Genomic DNA, 16,530 nt, shown 5'->3' on the forward strand with positions numbered 1-16,530 from the left:
GGTGCTGGGAGAGTCGATGTCGGACCTGCGAACAGCCCGCGACCGGGCGCTCCGGCTGTACGACGCCACGGCAGCGCGCACGAGCGCCGGCGTGCTCGCCGCCTACTCCACCTCGTTCGGCCTGGGCACGCGCCTGCTCGGGAGGCGGGCGCAGGAGGACATCCGCGCGGTGTACGCGCTGGTGCGGCTGGCCGACGAGGTGGTCGACACCTACCGCGGCGACGACGCGGGCGCCGAGCTGGACGAGCTCGAGGAGCAGACCGCGCGTGCGCTGCGGACGGGCTACTCGACGAACCTGGTGGTGCACGCGTTCGCCCGGACCGCGCGACGCGTCGGGATCACCGCGGCGGAGACCGTGCCGTTCTTCGCGTCCATGCGGTCGGACCTCACCGTGCGCGAGCACGACCGTGCGAGCTACGAGGCCTACGTCTACGGGTCGGCCGAGGTGGTGGGCCTGATGTGCGTGCGCGCGTTCCTCAACGAGGACCGCCGGCCCGGTGAGCCCGTGCGGGAGCCCGACCAGGCCCAGGTGACCGGCGCTCGGGCGCTCGGCGCGGCGTTCCAGAAGATCAACTTCCTGCGCGACCTCGGCGCCGACACCGAGGAGCTGGGCCGCACCTACTTCCCGGGCACCACCCCGGGACACCTCGACGACGCGCAGCTGAGCGCGATCCTGCGGGAGATCACCGACGACGTGGAGGCGGCACGGGCGGCGGTGCCGAGCCTCCCCCGGCGGGCGCGCTACGCGGTCGGCGCCACCCTCGCGCTCTACCAGCGGCTGCTCGACGAGATCGCGTCGCGGCCGCCGGAGGACCTCCTGGTGGGCCGGGTCCGGCTGCCGACGCCGGTCAAGCTGCTGGTCGTCGGCGAGTCCGTGCTCGCGGAGGCGCGGGCGGGCCGGGCCGCAGACGCATGACCGCTGGACGCGTCGTCGTCATCGGTGGGGGCATCGCGGGGCTGACCACCGCCGCCCTGCTGGCCCGCGGGGGTGCGCTGGTGACCCTGCTCGAGCGGCACGACCAGCTCGGTGGGCGGGCCGGGACGCTGTCGGTCGACGGGTTCCGGTTCGACACCGGGCCGTCCTGGTACTTCATGCCGGAGGTGTTCGAGCACGCGTTCGCGCTGCTGGGCGAGCGGATCGAGGACCACGTCGAGCTCGAGCGGCTGGACCCCGCGTACCGGCTGTTCCCGGAGCCGGTCGACGGCGGGCTGTCGGAGCCGTTCGACGTGGTCGGCGACGCCGAGACCAACTGGGCGACGTTCGAGGCGCGCGAGCCCGGGGCGGGGGAGGCGATCCGCCGGTACACGCAGGACTCCACGCAGGCGTACCGGACGGCTCTCGACTCGTTCCTCTACACGACGTTCGCGCGGCCGGACCGGCTGCTGTCCCTGGACGTCGCCAAGCAGTCGGGCACGCTCGCCGGGCTGCTGACGGGGACGCTCGCCGACAAGGTGGCGGCGACGGTGACCGACCCGGTGCTCCGGCAGGTGCTCGGCTACCACGCGGTGTTCCTCGGGTCCTCGCCGTACCGGGTCCCTGCGCTGTACTCGCTCATGAGCCACCTGGACCTCGTCGACGGCGTACGTTTCCCCCGCGGCGGGATGTACACGGTCATCGAGGCGCTCGAGCGGATCGCCCGCAAGGAGGGGGTCGACGTCCGCACGGGGGTCGACGTGACCGCGATCGAGGTCGACGACGCCGGCCCGTCCTTCCGGCATCCGCGCAGGTCAGGCAAGGCCCGAGGGGTCCGGCTGGCCGACGGGACGTTCGTCCGGGCGGACGTCGTGGTGTCCGCGGCAGACCGTCACCACACGGAGACCGCGCTGCTGGGGACCCACCGCGAGCTGCCCGAGGCGTGGTGGGAGGACCGCGGGCCGGGGATCTCCGCGCTGCTGATCATGGCCGGGGTGCGCGGTGAGCTGCCCGAGCTGGCGCACCACTCGCTGTTCTTCACGCGCGACTGGCCGGGCAACTTCGAGGACATCCTGGGGTCGGGCAGGTCGACCCCGGCGGACGGTCTGCGGGTGCCCGACGCGGCGTCGATGTATGTGTCGCGGACGTCCGCGAGCGACCCGACCGCCGCGCCACCCGGGCACGAGAACCTGTTCGTGCTCGTCCCGTTCCCCGCGGACCCGTCACTGGGTGCGGGGGACCGGGACACCGTCGAGCGGCACGCCGACCGGTACCTCGACCAGGTCGGTGCCTGGGCGGGCATCCCGGGGCTGCGCGACCGCGTGGTGACCCGACGGGTCATCGCTCCCGCCGACTTCGCCCGCGACTTCTCCGCCTGGCGCGGCAGCGCGCTGGGGATGGAGCACACCCTGCGGCAGAGCGCGATGTTCCGGCCGGGCGACGCGTCGGCGCGCGTCCCGAACGTGCTGCACGTCGGAGGTGGCACGATCCCGGGTGTGGGACTGCCGATGTGCCTGATCAGCGCCGAGCTCGTGGTCAAGCGGATGCTCGGGGAGACGTCGTCGCGACCCCTGCCCGCCCCGCTGCGACCGGGGTTCCTCGCGTCGTCCCGGCCCCGCGGGGTGTGGAGCGAGTCGGTCGGATGAGGTTCATGTACCTCGGCGCCCTGCTGCTCTCGCTGGGCGGCCTCGCCCTGCTGGACCGCCGCTTCCGACTCGCGTTCTGGTCCGACCCCCGCCGGGCCGCCCTGACCGTAGGCATCGGCGTGGTCGGCTTCCTGCTGTGGGACGGGATTGGGCTGGTGCTCGGCATCTTCGCGCGCGGCGACTCGCCCCACATGACGGGCCTGCTGCTGGCACCCGAGCTGCCGGTCGAGGAGGCGTTCTTCCTGGCGCTCCTCTGCTACACCGCGCTGCTGGCGTGGCGGTGGTTCGACCAGAGCGCCTTGCAGCGCGAGGCGGGTCGCCGGGCCCTCGACGACGGGGGGACACGATGACGAACATCGTGCTCAACGTGATCGTGCTCGCCGTGCTCGCAGCTGTCTCCTGGCGGGTCCTGCGGGGGATGCGCGGGATGCCCCTGGTGTGGACCGTGCTGCACCTGTGCGTGCTCACCGCCGTCTTCGACACGATCATGATCGACGTCGGTCTCTACGTGTTCGACCCCGACAAGATCCTCGGCCGGTACATCTGGGGCGCACCCCTGGAGGACTTCGCGTACGCCATCGCCGCGAGCATCGGCATTCCGGTGCTCTGGGTGGCGCTGGGTCGGCGGGAGAGCCGGCGGACGACCCGGCAGGACCGCGCGTGAGAGAGGTCCTCGCCGCCTCTCGGCCGTTCTCCTGGATCAACACCGCGTACCCGTTCGCGGCCGGCTACCTGCTGGCGACCGGCGGCCGGGTCGATGCGACGTTCGTCGTCGGCACCCTGTTCTTCCTCGGCCCGTACAACCTCCTGATGTACGGGATCAACGACGTGTTCGACTACGCCTCGGACCTGCGCAACCCGCGCAAGGGCGGGATCGAGGGCGGCCTCGTGGAGCCCGCCCGGGCCCGCGAGGTGCACCGCCGGATCCTGTGGGCCTGCCTGGTCACGACGGTGCCGTTCGTCGTCTACCTGCTGCTGGTCGGCGACGCCGCCGCGAACGCGACCCTGGCCCTCGTCCTGTTCCTCGTCGTCGCGTACTCGGCTCCCGTGCTCCGCTTCAAGGAACGTCCGGTGCTTGACTCGCTCACGTCCGCCATGCACTTCGTCGGCCCGCTGCTGTACGCGCTGGTGCTGGTGGGCGCGGACCTGAGCGCCTCGACGACGTGGCCCGTGCTGGTCGCGTTCGTGCTCTGGGGGATGGCGTCGCACGCGTTCGGGGCCGTGCAGGACGTCCGGGCGGACCGTGAGGGCGGGATCGCGTCCGTGGCGACCGCGCTCGGCGCCCACCCGACCGTCGTCGCGTCGACCGTGCTCTACGTGCTGGCGGCCGCGGTGCTCCTCGTCGTGCCCTGGCCCGGCACGCTCGCGGCCGTGCTGCCGATCCCGTACGCGATCAGCACGGCTCAGTTCTGGTCCGTGCGCGACGACGACTGCGAGCGCGCCAACATCGGCTGGCGCCGGTTCCTGTGGCTGAACCTGGTCACCGGGTTCCTGGTCACGATGCTGCTGATCGTGATCTCCCGCACGGGCTGACCGCGGTCAGCCCGTCGTGACGTCCCACGTGGCGCCCTCGTCCTCGCGCACGACGAGGTAGCCGCCGGGCGCCACCGTCACGCCGTCGTCGGTCCGGCCGCCGGCCACCAGGTCGACGCCCGGCCCGGCGACGCACGCCGCGTGGTCGCCGTGGTTGAGGACGAACAGGTAGTCGTGCTCGGCACCACGGCGGCGGACCACCTCGACGGAGGCCGGGCGGTCGGCCACCACGGGCTCGACCCCCGCGCCGGCCGCGACCTCCTCCAGCAGGGCACGCGTCGCGGCGAGGTCGAGGTGGGTCGAGAGGTACGTGACGGTCCCCGCGCCGCGGGTCGCCCGGGTCACTGCGGGGTGCCCGTCCAGGTCGCCGCCGCGGTACCGGCGGAGCGGCGTCGCGTCGTCTGGCTGCACCAGCTCCGACCACACGGTGCCCGTCGAGCCGTCGTCGAGCGTCACCGTCTGGTCCGGGGCCAGCGGCGCGAGGTGCTCGACCCGCAGCCCGACCAGGTGGCGCAGCCGTCCCGGGTATCCCCCCGTGACCACGTGCAGGTGCTCGTCGGCGATGCCGGTGAAGGGCCAGACCACGACGTGGCCGCCCGCGGAGACGAACTGCTCCAGGGAACGGACGGCGGCGTCGTCGAGGGCGAACATGCTCGGCACGAGCAGCACGCGGTAGTCCGACAGGTCGGCGCCGGGGCGGGTGAAGTCGACCTCCAGGCCCGCGTGCCAGGCCGCACGGTGCGCGGCGCGCACGGCGTCGGAGTAGGTGAGGTGGTCGGACGGGAGGCTGCGGTTCTCCAGCGCCCACCAGCCCTCCGCATGCCACCAGACGGCGACGGCGCTGTGGGTCAGGCGGCCGTCGGCCGGCGGGCGGGTCACCTCGGCGATCGAGTCGAGGACCGCGCCCAGCTCGCACACCGCGCGGAACGTCGCGGAGTCCGCGCCCGCGTGCGGGACCATCGCGCCGTGCCACGCCTCAGAGCCCGCCGCCGACGCCCGCCACTGGAAGAACAGGGACGACTGCGCGCCGCGCGCCACGTAGCCGAGCGAGTTGCGGATCGCACGCGCCGGGTCCTTGAAGGCGATCCGTCCGTCGGCCGAGATCGAGCTCATCGACTGCTCCATCAGCAGCCACGGCCCGCCGTCCGCCCACGACCGGGTGAGGTCCGAGCCGTAGGCGACGTGCGCCTCCCCGTCGGAGCCGGTCGTGTCGAGGTAGTGGTCGACGGACGGCACGTCGAGCTCGGCGGACCAGCTCCACTGCTCGAGGTGGTTCCAGGTGGGGAGCATGAAGTTCGTCGTGATGGGGACGGACGAGCCGGCGGCGCGGATCTCGCTGCTCTGCTCGCGGTACGCGTCCAGCATCTCGTCGGAGAAGAAGCGCCGGAAGTCGACCGACTGCGTCGGGTTGTGCAGGTACTGGGTCGCCCGCGGCGGGACGACCTGCTCCCACGACTCGTAGTGCTGGCTCCAGAACGTGGTCCACCACGCCGCGTTGAGGGCGTCGAGCGTCCCGTACCTGTCCTCCAGCCAGACCCGGAACGCGGCCGCGACGTGGTCGCACCAGCAGTAGGTGCCGTACTCGTTGTGGACGTGCCACGCGCGCAGTGCCGGGTGGTCCCCGTAGCGCTCGGCCAGGACGCGCGCGATCGACCGCGACGCCTCGCGGTACGCCGGGGCGCAGACGCAGTAGGTGTCACGGCTGCCGTGCCACAGCCGGGTGCCGTCGGCGAGGACCGGCAGGGCGTCCGGGTGCGCGGCCGTGAACCACGGCGGCGGCGAGGCAGTCGGCGTGGCGAGGACGACCCCGATGCCCCCGGCGTGGAGCAGCTCGATGACGTCGTCGAGCCAGCCGAGCTCGTACCGGCCCTCCTCGGGCTCGAGCAGGGCCCAGGAGAAGACGCCGATGGTCGCCGTGTTGACGCCGGCGCGCTGCATGAGCTCGACGTCTCGCGCCCAGACCTCGCGCGGCCACTGCTCGGGGTTGTAGTCGCCGCCGAACCAGAACCGGTCGGGGGCGAAGGGCGTGCGGGTCATCGGGTCTCCTGGTGGTGCGAGAGCGTCATCGACCGTCGGGACCGAGCCACACGCGCTGGTCGGGGACCAGCGTCGCGAGCTCGTCCCACAGGTCGGCGGGGACGGGGTGCCGCGCCCAGGCGAGCGCGTCGTGGATCTGCTGCGGCCTGGTCGCACCGACGATCGTCGAGGCGACCCGCGGGTCGCGCGTGGACAGCTGGAGGGCCGCGGCGGCCACGGGGACCCCGTGCCGGGCGCAGGCATGGCCGATCGCGGAACGCGCGTCGACGTGCTCCGGGGTCGCCGGGCGGTACGCGTACGTGAGCGCGACGCCCGGCTCCGGCTCGCGGGCGAGGATGCCGCCCCCGTAGGGCGCGGCGTTGAAGACCGCCACCCCGTGCTCGACCGCCGCATCGAGCAGCGCGTCGGCGGACCGGTCCAGCAGGGTGAGCCTGTTGTGCGTCACGGCGGCGTCGAACACCCCGAGGCGCACGAAGCGCTCCATCATCGCGGCGGGTCCGCCGGCGACGCCGACGAGCCCGACGACGCCCTCGTCCCGGAGCGCGAGCAGCGCCTCGAGCGGGCCGCCGGGAGCGGTCGCGGCGGCGAAGGAGATGCGTTCCGGGTCGTGCAGGTGGACCAGCGGCAGGTGGTCGACCTCGAGCCGGGCGAGGCTCTCCTCGACGGAGCGGCGGACGCGGTCGCCCGAGAAGTCGTCGTCACCGGGAGCCGGGTCGACCTTGGTGATCACGAGGTGGCCAGCCGGGACGCCGCCCAGGGTGCGCAGCACGGCGCCGATCCGCTCCTCCGAGCGGCCGTAGTCGTTGCCGGTGTCGAGCGCGGGCAGAGGACCGGTGAGGGCCGCGGTGATCGTGGCCCGCGCGGTGCGGTCGTCGACGCTTGGGCTGCCCAGCGCGGAGGCACCCACCGTGAGCACGCCGACCTCCACGCCGGGGGCGATCACCCTGCGTTCGGCCGGGTCGGGTGACCCGGTCATCCCTTGAGCCCACCGCTGATCAGGTCGAGCCGCCAGAACCGCTGCAGGAAGAGCAGGAGGGCGACGAGCGGGATGATCGAGACGGCTGCGCCGATGATGGCGATGCTGTAGAGCGCCGGCTCGCCCGAGCCCTTGGACAGCAGCGTGTACAGGCCGACCGTGATCGGGTACTTGTTCTGGTCGGACAGCATGATGAACGGAAGCAGGAAGTTGTTCCAGATGCCGACGAACTGCAGCATGAAGACGGTCACCATGCCCGGCAGCATCATGGGGATCCCGATGTTGGTGAAGATCCGCGCCTCGCCGGCGCCGTCGAGCCGGGCGGCCTCGATGGTCTCGACCGGTACGGCCGCGGTGGCGAACACGCGGCAGAGGTAGATGCCGAACGGCGAGACGATCATCGGCAGCAGCACCGACGCGTACGACCCGGCGAAGCCGAGCTTCGACATCAGCAGGTACTGCGGGATCGCCAGCGTGATGCCGGGGATCAGGACGCCCGCCAGGATCGCGTAGAACACCAGGTTGCGGCCGCGGAACTGGTACTTGGCCAGGCCGTAGCCCGCCATCGCGGACACGATGACCGACAGGACGGACCCCACGCCGGCGTACAGCAGGCTGTTCAGGGCCCAGCTGCCGTACTGGCCGCCGCCGTACGCGAACAGGTCCGTCAGGTTGTCCAGCAGGCCGCTGCCGGGCGCGAACGTGAACGTGGTGAACAGCTCGGAGCGCGACTTGGTGGACGCGACGATGACCCACGCCACGGGCACGAGGCAGTAGATGGCGCCGACCAGGATGACGGCGGTCGGCAGCGCCTTGGACAGGAACGGGGTGCGCACGGTGTCGTGCGCGAGGGTGGGCTGGGACATCAGCTCTCTCCGAAGGCGCGCTTCTGCGTCAGCCGCAGGAGGATCACGGACAGGGCGACGGTGCACACCGCGAGGAAGACCGAACCCGCAGCCGCGCGCGGCAGGTCGTCGCGCACGAACGCGTCGCGGTAGATCGTCATGAGCGGCACCCAGGTCTGGGAGATCGCGCTCGTCATGGGCCGCAGCGTCGTGGGCTCGCCGTAGACCTGGAGCGTGCCGATGAGCGCGAAGAGGCCGGTGAGCACCAGCGCCGGCGTCACCAGGGGCACCTTGACCCGCCACGCGATCTGCCACTCGTTGGCGCCGTCGATGCGGGCTGCGTCGTACAGCTCGGACGGGATGCCGCGCAGGGAGGTGTAGATGATGATCATGTTGAACCCGACGCCGCCCCAGATCGCGATGTTGGCGATCGAGCCGAAGATCTCGGGGTTCTCCAGGAAGGGGATGGTCCCCCAGCCCAGCTGCTCCGTCACGTACGAGAACGGGCTGGTCAGCGGCAGGTACATGAAGCCCCACATGAGCGTCGCGACGACGCCCGGGACTGCGTACGGGATGAAGATGGCCGTCCGGGAGAACCGCTTGGCCCGGGTGGCCCCGAGGTCGAGCAGCAGCGCGAACACGAGCGCGAGCCCGAGGGTGAGCGGCACGGCGATCGCGCCGTAGATGGCGAGCCGGCCGAATCCCGCCAGGAAGTCGCGGTCGGTGATCGCCGAGACGTAGTTCCCGAGGCCGATGAACACCTCCTGCCGCTTGCCGAAGGCGCCGCCCTCGACCAGCCGCAGACCGCGGAAGCTGAGGTAGACCGAGTAGAGCATCGGCACGAGCAGGAACGCGAGGTACAGCACGACCGCCGGCGCGACGAACACGTAGGGGGCGATCGGCGAGCGCCGTCGGGTGGTCGTCCTGGGGGTGCTGCCGGTCGACGTGGTCGTCGGCATGGTCGTCGTGGTTGTCATGTCCCTCTCCGCCGGCAGGTCCGGCCGGGGCGCCCGGTGGACGCCCCGGCCATGACCGTCCTCATTCGCTGACGTCGAACCCGGTGGTCTTCATGTCCTCGACGACGACCTTCTGGGTCTCCGTGAGGGCCTCGCGCAGCGGTGTCCCGTTCTGCACGGCCTTGGCCATGGCGTCCTGGAACGCCGACTGGGCGACGTTGACGTTCGGGCCCCACGAGATGTTCGGGATCGTGTCCCCGGCGATCGTCGAGGCGAGCTTCCAGAAGTCGGTCTGCTGCGGCATGAGCAGCGGCGGCGCGGACGTCTCCGCCTTCGTCTGGCCCAGCGTCGAGGCCGGGTACTGGCCAGTCTCGAGCTGGATGGCGGCGCCCTCGTCGCTGGAGTTGATCCAGGCGGCGAACTCGGCGGCCTGCTCCGGGTGCTTCGAGGAGGTCGTCACGACGACGGCCGAGCCGCCCTGGTAGGCCACCTCGGTGTCACCGGGGGTCCACTGCGGGAGCGGGGCCATGGCCCACTGGCCGGCCATCCCCTCGGCGACGCCGTAGATGACGCCGGGTGCCCACAGCGCGGACGGCCACGACAGCACCTGGCCCGCGTTGACCTCCTGGTTCCACTGCGGGGTGAGCAGGTCCTCGACCTTGATCAGGTCGTTGTCGATGAGGTCCTGCCAGTAGTCGGCGACCTCCTGCGACGCCTCGTCGTCGATGCCGACGGTCCACTGGTCGCCGTCGACGGACCACCACTGCGCGCCGGCCTGCTGCGCCATGCCGGCGAAGAAGCCGAACTCCGAGGTGTTGAACGTGGCCAGGTAGGCGTTCGGGTCGGCCGCACGGACCGCCGCCGCCGCGGTCTTGAACTCGGCCCACGTGGTCGGCACCGGGACGCCCAGCTCGTCGAGCTTGGCCTGGTTGTAGACGAACGCCATCGGGCCCACGTCCTGCGGGACGCCGTAGATCGCGTCGTTGAACGTCGTGAGGCCCCAGGTCGCGTCCGTGAAGCTCGACTTCAGGTCGTCGTCGACGTACTCCGTGATGTCGGCGGCGACGTCCCCGACGATCATGGCGGGCAGCGTCTGGTACTCGACGACGGCCACGTCGGGCGCGTTGTCGGCCCGGGTGGCGGTGAGCAGCTTGGCGGAGGAGTCGCTGCCGCCACCGGCGTCGGTGTGCTTCACCTGGATGTCGGGGTGGGCCTTGTTCCAGGCCTCGACCATGGGGTCCTGCGCCGTGCCCCACGCCCAGTACTCGAGCGTGACGGGTCCGTCGGCGGCGTCGTCGGTGGAGCCGGAGGAGCCGCCGCCGGAGCAGCCGGCGAGCAGTGCGCCTGCGGCGACCAGGGCGCTGGTGGCGGCGAACACTCTCGAACGCATGTTTCACATCTCCTTTGACGTGGTGCTGGTACCGGGATCGGGGGACCCCGCGAAGCGAAGCGCTTCGATGACTGATGCGCGCCATCGTGTGCCTCGTGCCGGCGAAATGTCAACACGTGCGGGGAATTGTTTCGGGCCGTGGACTCCGTAGCGCCCTGCCGAGGGAGAGTGATTTCGAAGCGCTTCGACGTAGAGAATTCGAAGCGCTTCGACGGGCGCGCGTCGGCTCGGGGACCGCGAAGGTGGAGGTCAGCGAGGCGGCGCGACGCTGCCGTGCGGCGTGAGCCTCGGGGCGACGAGCCGGGTCTCGCCGGGGCTCTCCTGGCGCACGCGGGCCATCGCCATCTGCACGGCGATCGCGCCGATGTCGTGGCCCGGCACGGTGATCGAGTCGACCGGGCGCCGCAGGCCCTCGGCGATGTTGGCGGCGTTGATGGCGACCACCGACATGCCGGTCGGGACCGGCCGACCCGCGCGGTCCAGCGCGTCCACCACGCCGGCCAGCGCAGCCTCGTTGTGCACCACCAGGCCGGTGACGTCGGGGTCCTCCGCGAGGAGCTGGTCGAGCGCGTCGACACCGCCCGCGTAGGTCGGCTCGCACGGCATGACGTGCACCTCGAGCCCGCTCCGGGCGGCCTGCTCGACGACCCCGTCGCGCATGCGGACCGCGTAGTTGGCTCTCCGTTCGAACCGCTCCCGGGACGCCCCGATGAGCGCAACACGCCGGTGACCTGCGTCGATGAGCGTCCGGGTGGCCAGCCGGCCCGCGGCGGCGAAGTCGAGGTCGACGCACGCGAGGCCTGAGGTGTCCTCGGGTACGCCGATCAGCACCGCAGGCTGGTCCAGGGCGCGCAGCGCCGGGAGGCGGGGGTCGTCGGACTCGACATCCATGACGATGACGGCGTCCGCCAGCGACCGCGCGGCCACCCGGTCTATCTCCTGGATGTCCTCCTGCGTGAGCAGCAGGACGTCGTGGTCGAACGCCCGGGCCGCGGTGACCACGCCGGCGACGAACTCCATGATGATCGCGACGTTGATCCCCGGCCGGAACGGCACCATCAGCGCGATGACGTTGCTCCGCGACGACGCGAGGGCCTGCGCCCCGGCGTGCGGGTGGAACGCGAGGTCGCGGATGGCCCGCTCGACCCGCTCCCGGGTGGGCTGCGAGATCGGGCGCTTGCCGCTGATCACGTAGCTCACGGTCGACAGGGACACCCCGGCCGCCCGTGCCACATCGCCGATGGTCGCCATCGCGCAAGGTTAGCGCCATCTGCGTGTGACGAGAGAAGAATGACGTTCGGCCGCATTGATCTGCGCATTCGTACGGACGGTCGGCCTTCTGGCGTCGGACGCACTGGGAAGGGCTCGGGCTGTGGCGTAGCCTCCTCGCTAGCGAAGCGCTTCGACGATGCGCGCCCGCGCCGGTTCGCCCCCCGACGGGGCGGTCCCCAGCGGAGACCGATCCTTAGGACCGAGAGGACGACGATGAAGTTCACCGATGGCTACTGGCAGACGCTGCCGGGCGTGAGCGTCCTGCACCCGCGGGACGTGGCCGACGTCGTCGTGGGGGACGCCGGCGTGCGGGTCTACGCCCCGACCGCGCCGCAGCGTCGCCGTGGCGACTCGCTCAACCGCCCGCTGGTCTCCGTGGCGTTCGACAGCCCGATGGACGACGTGATCCGGGTCCGCATCGAGCACCACAGCGGAGGCGTCGACCGCGGCCCGCACTTCGAGGTGGCCACGGGGGCTGCGGACGTCAAGGTGACCGGTCCCGACGCCGGGTTCCTCACGATCCGGTCCGGCGCCCTGAGCGCGCGGATCGGCACGGCGGGACCGTGGGACGTCACGTTCGAGGCCGAGGGACGGGTGCTCACCTCGTCCACACCGCGGTCCGTCGGGATCGTCACCGACGCGGCGGGCGGGACGTACGTGCACGAGCAGCTGACGCTCGGTGTGCGGGAGCACGTCTACGGGCTGGGGGAGCGGTTCGGCGCGTTCGTGAAGAACGGGCAGTCCGTCGACATCTGGAACGAGGACGGCGGCACGGCGAGCGAGCAGGCGTACAAGAACGTGCCGTTCTACCTGTCGGACGCGGGCTACGGCGTGTTCGTCGACCACCCCGGGCGCGTCTCGTTCGAGGTCGGCTCCGAGGTGGTCAGCCGGACCCAGTTCTCGGTCCCGGGGGAGTCGCTGCAGTACTACGTGATCCACGGCCCGACGCCGAAGGACGTGCTGCGCCGGTACACCGCGCTGACGGGCCGCCCCGCGCTGCCGCCGGCATGGTCGTACGGGCTCTGGCTCTCCACCTCGTTCACCACGAGCTACGACGAGGAGACCGTCACGTCGTTCGTCGACGGGATGGCCGAGCGGGACCTGCCGCTGAGCGTCTTCCACTTCGACTGCTTCTGGATGCGGGCGTACCACTGGACCGACTTCACGTGGGACCCCGCCACCTTCCCGGACCCGCAGGGGATGCTCGACCGGCTCAAGGCCAAGGGCCTGAAGATCTGCGTCTGGATCAACCCGTACATCGCGCAGCGCTCCGCACTGTTCGAGGAGGGCCGTGCCGGGCGCTTCCTGGTGGAGCGCGCCGACGGGTCGGTCTGGCAGACCGACCTCTGGCAGGCGGGCATGGGGCTCGTCGACTTCACCAACCCGGACGCGGTCGGGTGGTACCAGGGGCACCTGCGCCGGCTCGTCGGCCAGGGCGTGGACGCGTTCAAGACGGACTTCGGGGAGCGGATCCCGACGGACGTCGTCTGGCACGACGGCTCCGACCCGGAGCGGATGCACAACTACTACACGCAGCTCTACAACCGCACCGTCTTCGAGCTCCTCGAGGAGGAGCTCGGCACGGGGGAGGCCGTCCTGTTCGCGCGGTCCGCGACGGCCGGCGGCCAGCAGTTCCCGGTGCACTGGGGTGGCGACTGCGAGTCGACGTTCGTCTCGATGGCGGAGTCATTGCGCGGCGGGCTGTCGCTCGCGTCGTCGGGCTTCGGGTTCTGGAGCCACGACATCGGCGGCTTCGAGGGCACCCCGGACCCGGCGGTGTTCAAGCGCTGGCTGGCGTTCGGGCTGCTGTCGTCGCACAGCCGCCTGCACGGCTCGGACTCCTACCGGGTGCCGTGGGCCTTCGACGAGGAGGCCGTCGAGGTCACGCGACGGTTCACCACCCTGAAGCACCGGCTCATGCCGTACCTCGCCGCGGCCGGTGTGGAGGCTCACCAGGAGGGGGTGCCGGTCATGCGGCCGATGGTCCTGGAGTTCCCTGACGACCCCGGCGCGGCGACCGTCGACACGCAGTACATGCTCGGGCCCGACCTGCTGGTCGCTCCCGTGTTCACCGCGGGGGGCGACGTGGACGTCTACGTGCCTGCAGGCACCTGGACGTCCCTGCTCAGCGGGGCGCAGGTGACCGGTCCGCGCTGGGTCAGCGAGCGGCACGGCTTCGACTCCGTGCCGCTGTACGTCCGGCCGGGGACGGTGCTGGCGCAGGGGGCCCGCACCGACCGGCCGGACTACGACTGGGCCGACGGCGTCACGCTGCGCCTCTTCGACCTGCCCGATGGCCACCGGTCGGTCACCACCGTGCCCGAGGTCGGCGACCGGGCGGCTGTGACGTTCGTGGTGACGCGGACCGGTCAGCAGGTCCGGGTGGAGGCGCGGGGCGCGAGCGCGCCGTGGTCGGTGGAGGTCGAGCCGTCGGGCGGCCGAGCGGCTCAGGTCGTGACCGTGCCGGCCGGGACCGGCGAGGTCACCCTCGAACTTCAGGACGACTGACCCCGCCCGCCCCTACAGTGCCCGATATGACGGATGCGAGCACGGTCGACTGGGCGGTGTTCGTGCTGGTCGTGGGGCTGCGGCTGGTGGTGCCGCTGTTCATCCCGCGGTTCCCGCTGCCCGCGATCCTCGCCGCGCTGGTGATCGACGGCGTCGACAAGTCGATCTTCGCCGCGTTCACCGGTCTGCCGCTCGACAACTACCAGTCGTACGACAAGGCGCTCGACATCTACTACCTCACGATCGCCTACCTGTCGGTGCTGCGGAACTGGCGCAACCCGTTCGCGGTCGGCGTCGCGGCGTTCCTCTGGTACTACCGGCTGGTCGGGGTGCTGCTGTTCGAGCTGACCGACCTGCGCTGGCTGCTCATGGTGTTCCCGAACACGTTCGAGTACTTCGTCATCGCGATCGAGGTGGTCCGGACGCGGTGGGACGCCGCCCGCCTCAGCCGGGCCGCGTTCCTCTGGACGGCAGGGCTCATCTGGGTGGTGATCAAGCTGCCGCAGGAGTGGTGGATCCACGTCGCGCAGCTGGACTTCACCGACGAGTTCGGCAAGCTGGTCGACAAGCACCCGTGGGTCTGGGGACTCCTCGCCGTCCTCGCCGTCGTGCTGGTCGTCGTCGGCAGACGCGTGGTCCGGCGCCTGCCGCCGGCCGACTGGCCCTTCACCGTGGACGCCGACGTCGTGGCCGCGCGGGTGGGCTGGGTGCCCAAGGGTCCCGTCGGTGTCGCGCCGAAGGGCATCGGTCACCTGGCTGAGAAGGTCGCGCTGGCGGGGCTGGTCACGGCTGTGCTGTTCGAGTCCTACCCGCTGACGGAGGGGCGGCTGTCCGTGGTGGTCCTCGTCGTCACCGGGACGGTGCTCGTCCACGCAGGGCTGGCGCTGTGGCGGGGGCGAGCGACGGCGTCGCTCGGCATCGGTGTCGCGGTCAACACCGTGATCAGCGTCGTCACGATGCTCGTCTTCGCGGCGTTCGCCACCGGGCAGCGGGGGCAGGTCGCGGTCGGCGACGTGCTGCTCTTCGCCTACGTGGTCGCGCTCGTCGTGACCCTCTACGACCGCTACTCGGCCCGCCGCGAGGCGTGCGAGACACCGGTCGGTGCCGACGCGCGGCTGACGCGGAGCTAGACGATCTCGGCAGGGGGAGGCCGGAAGCGGCCCAGCTCAGCCGTCCCGCCGACGGCCAACAACCACAGCAGCGCGACGAGAAGCACCGACGCCAACGGTGCCATCACGGCGGGCAGCAGGACGAGGTCCGGCAGAGCGACCGCCGAGTAGGACGTCGTCGGGGCGGGGCCGTAGGCCACCGCCAGGTGCGACTGCCAGCCGACCCAGGTCAGCGCCGCGGCGGGCAGGACGTAGGCGGCGGCCCAGACGGACGGCGGTCGGCGGTCGGCCAGCACGAGTGCTCCGACGACCAGCACGAGGACCAGCGAGGCGGTACGCACGGCACCGTGCGCCGCCGGCGACGTCCGCACCAGGACCAGCTGCGAGGCACCAAGGGATGAGGCCCAGATCGGGAGGGTGAGGACCATCGTCGCCACGGCGAGGATGCGCACCGGCACCTGGGCGCCGGCGGCGCGGACGGTGGCCAGCAGTCCGGTCCCGGTCAGCGCCCAGAGCAGCAGGAGGAGGACGGCGACGGTGATCCCGGTGGCTCCGAGCCCGGGCCGCGTCGCCGAGCTGCCCGTCGCGGAGTACGCGAACCACACCTCGGTCGACGCGGCCCACCACGACCCCGTGAGCGTCAGCGCGGGGATGCCGTAGAGCAGGCTGAGGCGCGCGGACGACGCGCGGCGCCACGCCACGACCGCCGACACGGCCACGACCAGCCACAGGCTCACGGTTCGACCGGTGTCCGGCTGGAGGATCCCCACGGCGGTCGCGACGCCCACGGCCACGGCCACCAGCCCGGCGGTGATGCCCAGGGCGCGGGCGATGCGGTCGAGGGTGGTGGGCGTGGGGGGTCCGGTCACGGGCGCCCAGCCCTCGGGCGGCGTCGCCGTCCGGCGATCCCGATCGCCGCGAGCGTCCACGTGAGGACCACCAGCGCGGACAGGGCGACCGAGACCGCGAACCAGGGGGACGTGAACGCGTGCGGCGGATCCTGCCCCGCCGAGCCGAACATCGCGACCGTGTAGCTGCCGCCGCCCTCCATCCGCCACCAGACCCAGGTCAGCCCCAGGGCCGGCAGCGCGTAGAGCGCGACGACGCGCCTGCCCCGCCACAGCGTCAGCCCGGCGAGCACCACGACGAGGACCAGGGACGCGACACGGACGACCGCGACCCCGGGTGGAGCCGTCGCCGCGACCATGAAGACACCGTCGGAGGTGGTCACATGGTCGGGCGGCGACCACAGCGGGATCGTCACGAGCGCGGCCAGCACCGCCAGCACGCGCACGAGGCGCGAGCGAACCTGCTGGTCAGCGGGGGGCATCCCGCCACGCTAGGA

At 71.9% G+C, this 16,530-nt stretch carries 15 protein-coding genes; 7 read left to right on the forward strand and 8 right to left on the reverse strand.

Features of this window, described 5'->3' with window-relative positions:
• Window positions 1-16: 16 nt before the first annotated feature.
• From J2X26_RS16795 to J2X26_RS16815, 5 genes are read left to right on the forward strand one after another with little or no spacing between them, the layout of a single operon-like run.
• Window positions 17-916 carry a phytoene/squalene synthase family protein gene (locus tag J2X26_RS16795; protein WP_307493850.1) on the forward strand — a complete coding sequence of 300 codons (900 nt, stop codon included), beginning with the start codon at window positions 17-19 and terminating at the stop codon, window positions 914-916.
• On the forward strand, window positions 913-2,559 hold the full coding sequence (gene crtI / locus J2X26_RS16800; RefSeq protein ID WP_307493851.1) for a phytoene desaturase family protein: 1,647 nt from the start codon (window positions 913-915) through the stop codon (window positions 2,557-2,559). Before J2X26_RS16795 ends, crtI begins: the two co-directional genes overlap by 4 nt.
• Window positions 2,556-2,909 (forward strand): lycopene cyclase domain-containing protein, encoded by a 354-nt coding sequence (locus tag J2X26_RS16805; protein WP_307493852.1) that lies wholly within the window; start codon window positions 2,556-2,558, stop codon window positions 2,907-2,909. Before crtI ends, J2X26_RS16805 begins: the two co-directional genes overlap by 4 nt.
• Window positions 2,906-3,223, forward strand: a complete 318-nt coding sequence (locus tag J2X26_RS16810) for a lycopene cyclase domain-containing protein (protein ID WP_307493853.1) — start codon at window positions 2,906-2,908, stop codon at window positions 3,221-3,223. Before J2X26_RS16805 ends, J2X26_RS16810 begins: the two co-directional genes overlap by 4 nt.
• Window positions 3,220-4,092, forward strand: a complete 873-nt coding sequence (locus J2X26_RS16815) for a prenyltransferase (protein WP_307493854.1) — start codon at window positions 3,220-3,222, stop codon at window positions 4,090-4,092. The genes J2X26_RS16810 and J2X26_RS16815 overlap by 4 nt, the downstream gene beginning before the upstream one ends.
• A 6-nt stretch (window positions 4,093-4,098) precedes the next feature.
• Here J2X26_RS16815 and J2X26_RS16820 read toward each other — a convergent pair whose 3' ends face one another.
• From J2X26_RS16820 to J2X26_RS16845, 6 genes are all read right to left on the reverse strand, one after another.
• On the reverse strand, window positions 4,099-6,129 hold the full coding sequence (locus tag J2X26_RS16820) for a beta-galactosidase (protein WP_307493855.1): 2,031 nt from the start codon (window positions 6,127-6,129) through the stop codon (window positions 4,099-4,101).
• A gap of 25 nt (window positions 6,130-6,154) precedes the next feature.
• Window positions 6,155-7,105, reverse strand: coding sequence for an aldo/keto reductase (locus J2X26_RS16825; RefSeq protein ID WP_307493856.1), 951 nt, complete (start codon window positions 7,103-7,105; stop codon window positions 6,155-6,157).
• Window positions 7,102-7,971 carry a carbohydrate ABC transporter permease gene (locus tag J2X26_RS16830; RefSeq protein WP_307493857.1) on the reverse strand — a complete coding sequence of 290 codons (870 nt, stop codon included), beginning with the start codon at window positions 7,969-7,971 and terminating at the stop codon, window positions 7,102-7,104. The genes J2X26_RS16825 and J2X26_RS16830 overlap by 4 nt, the downstream gene beginning before the upstream one ends.
• Entirely contained in the window at window positions 7,971-8,927 is a 957-nt protein-coding gene (locus tag J2X26_RS16835; protein ID WP_439897868.1) for a carbohydrate ABC transporter permease, read from the reverse strand. Before J2X26_RS16835 ends, J2X26_RS16830 begins: the two co-directional genes overlap by 1 nt.
• Before the next feature lie 61 nt (window positions 8,928-8,988).
• Window positions 8,989-10,296 (reverse strand): ABC transporter substrate-binding protein, encoded by a 1,308-nt coding sequence (locus J2X26_RS16840; RefSeq protein WP_307493858.1) that lies wholly within the window; start codon window positions 10,294-10,296, stop codon window positions 8,989-8,991.
• Between the two features lie 249 nt (window positions 10,297-10,545).
• Complete coding sequence (locus J2X26_RS16845; RefSeq protein ID WP_307493859.1) at window positions 10,546-11,547, reverse strand: LacI family DNA-binding transcriptional regulator; 1,002 nt, start codon at window positions 11,545-11,547, stop codon at window positions 10,546-10,548.
• A gap of 234 nt (window positions 11,548-11,781) precedes the next feature.
• On the opposite strand from J2X26_RS16845, the gene yicI reads away from it, so the two are divergent.
• Window positions 11,782-14,076, forward strand: a complete 2,295-nt coding sequence (yicI, locus tag J2X26_RS16850) for an alpha-xylosidase (RefSeq protein WP_307493860.1) — start codon at window positions 11,782-11,784, stop codon at window positions 14,074-14,076.
• A gap of 26 nt (window positions 14,077-14,102) precedes the next feature.
• The gene (locus J2X26_RS16855) at window positions 14,103-15,206 is read left to right on the forward strand and encodes a hypothetical protein (RefSeq protein WP_307493861.1); all 1,104 of its coding nucleotides are present in this window, start codon (window positions 14,103-14,105) and stop codon (window positions 15,204-15,206) included.
• Here the strand turns inward: J2X26_RS16855 and J2X26_RS16860 are convergent.
• Together J2X26_RS16860 and J2X26_RS16865 are read right to left on the reverse strand one after the other, a co-directional pair.
• Window positions 15,203-16,054, reverse strand: a complete 852-nt coding sequence (locus J2X26_RS16860) for a hypothetical protein (protein ID WP_307493862.1) — start codon at window positions 16,052-16,054, stop codon at window positions 15,203-15,205. The genes J2X26_RS16855 and J2X26_RS16860 overlap by 4 nt on opposite strands.
• Window positions 16,051-16,515, reverse strand: a complete 465-nt coding sequence (locus J2X26_RS16865) for a hypothetical protein (RefSeq protein WP_307493863.1) — start codon at window positions 16,513-16,515, stop codon at window positions 16,051-16,053. The genes J2X26_RS16860 and J2X26_RS16865 overlap by 4 nt, the downstream gene beginning before the upstream one ends.
• Between the last annotated feature and the right edge of the window lie 15 nt (window positions 16,516-16,530).

This window comes from Cellulomonas humilata, assembly GCF_030814415.1.
GTDB classification, from domain to species: domain Bacteria; phylum Actinomycetota; class Actinomycetes; order Actinomycetales; family Cellulomonadaceae; genus Cellulomonas; species Cellulomonas humilata_A.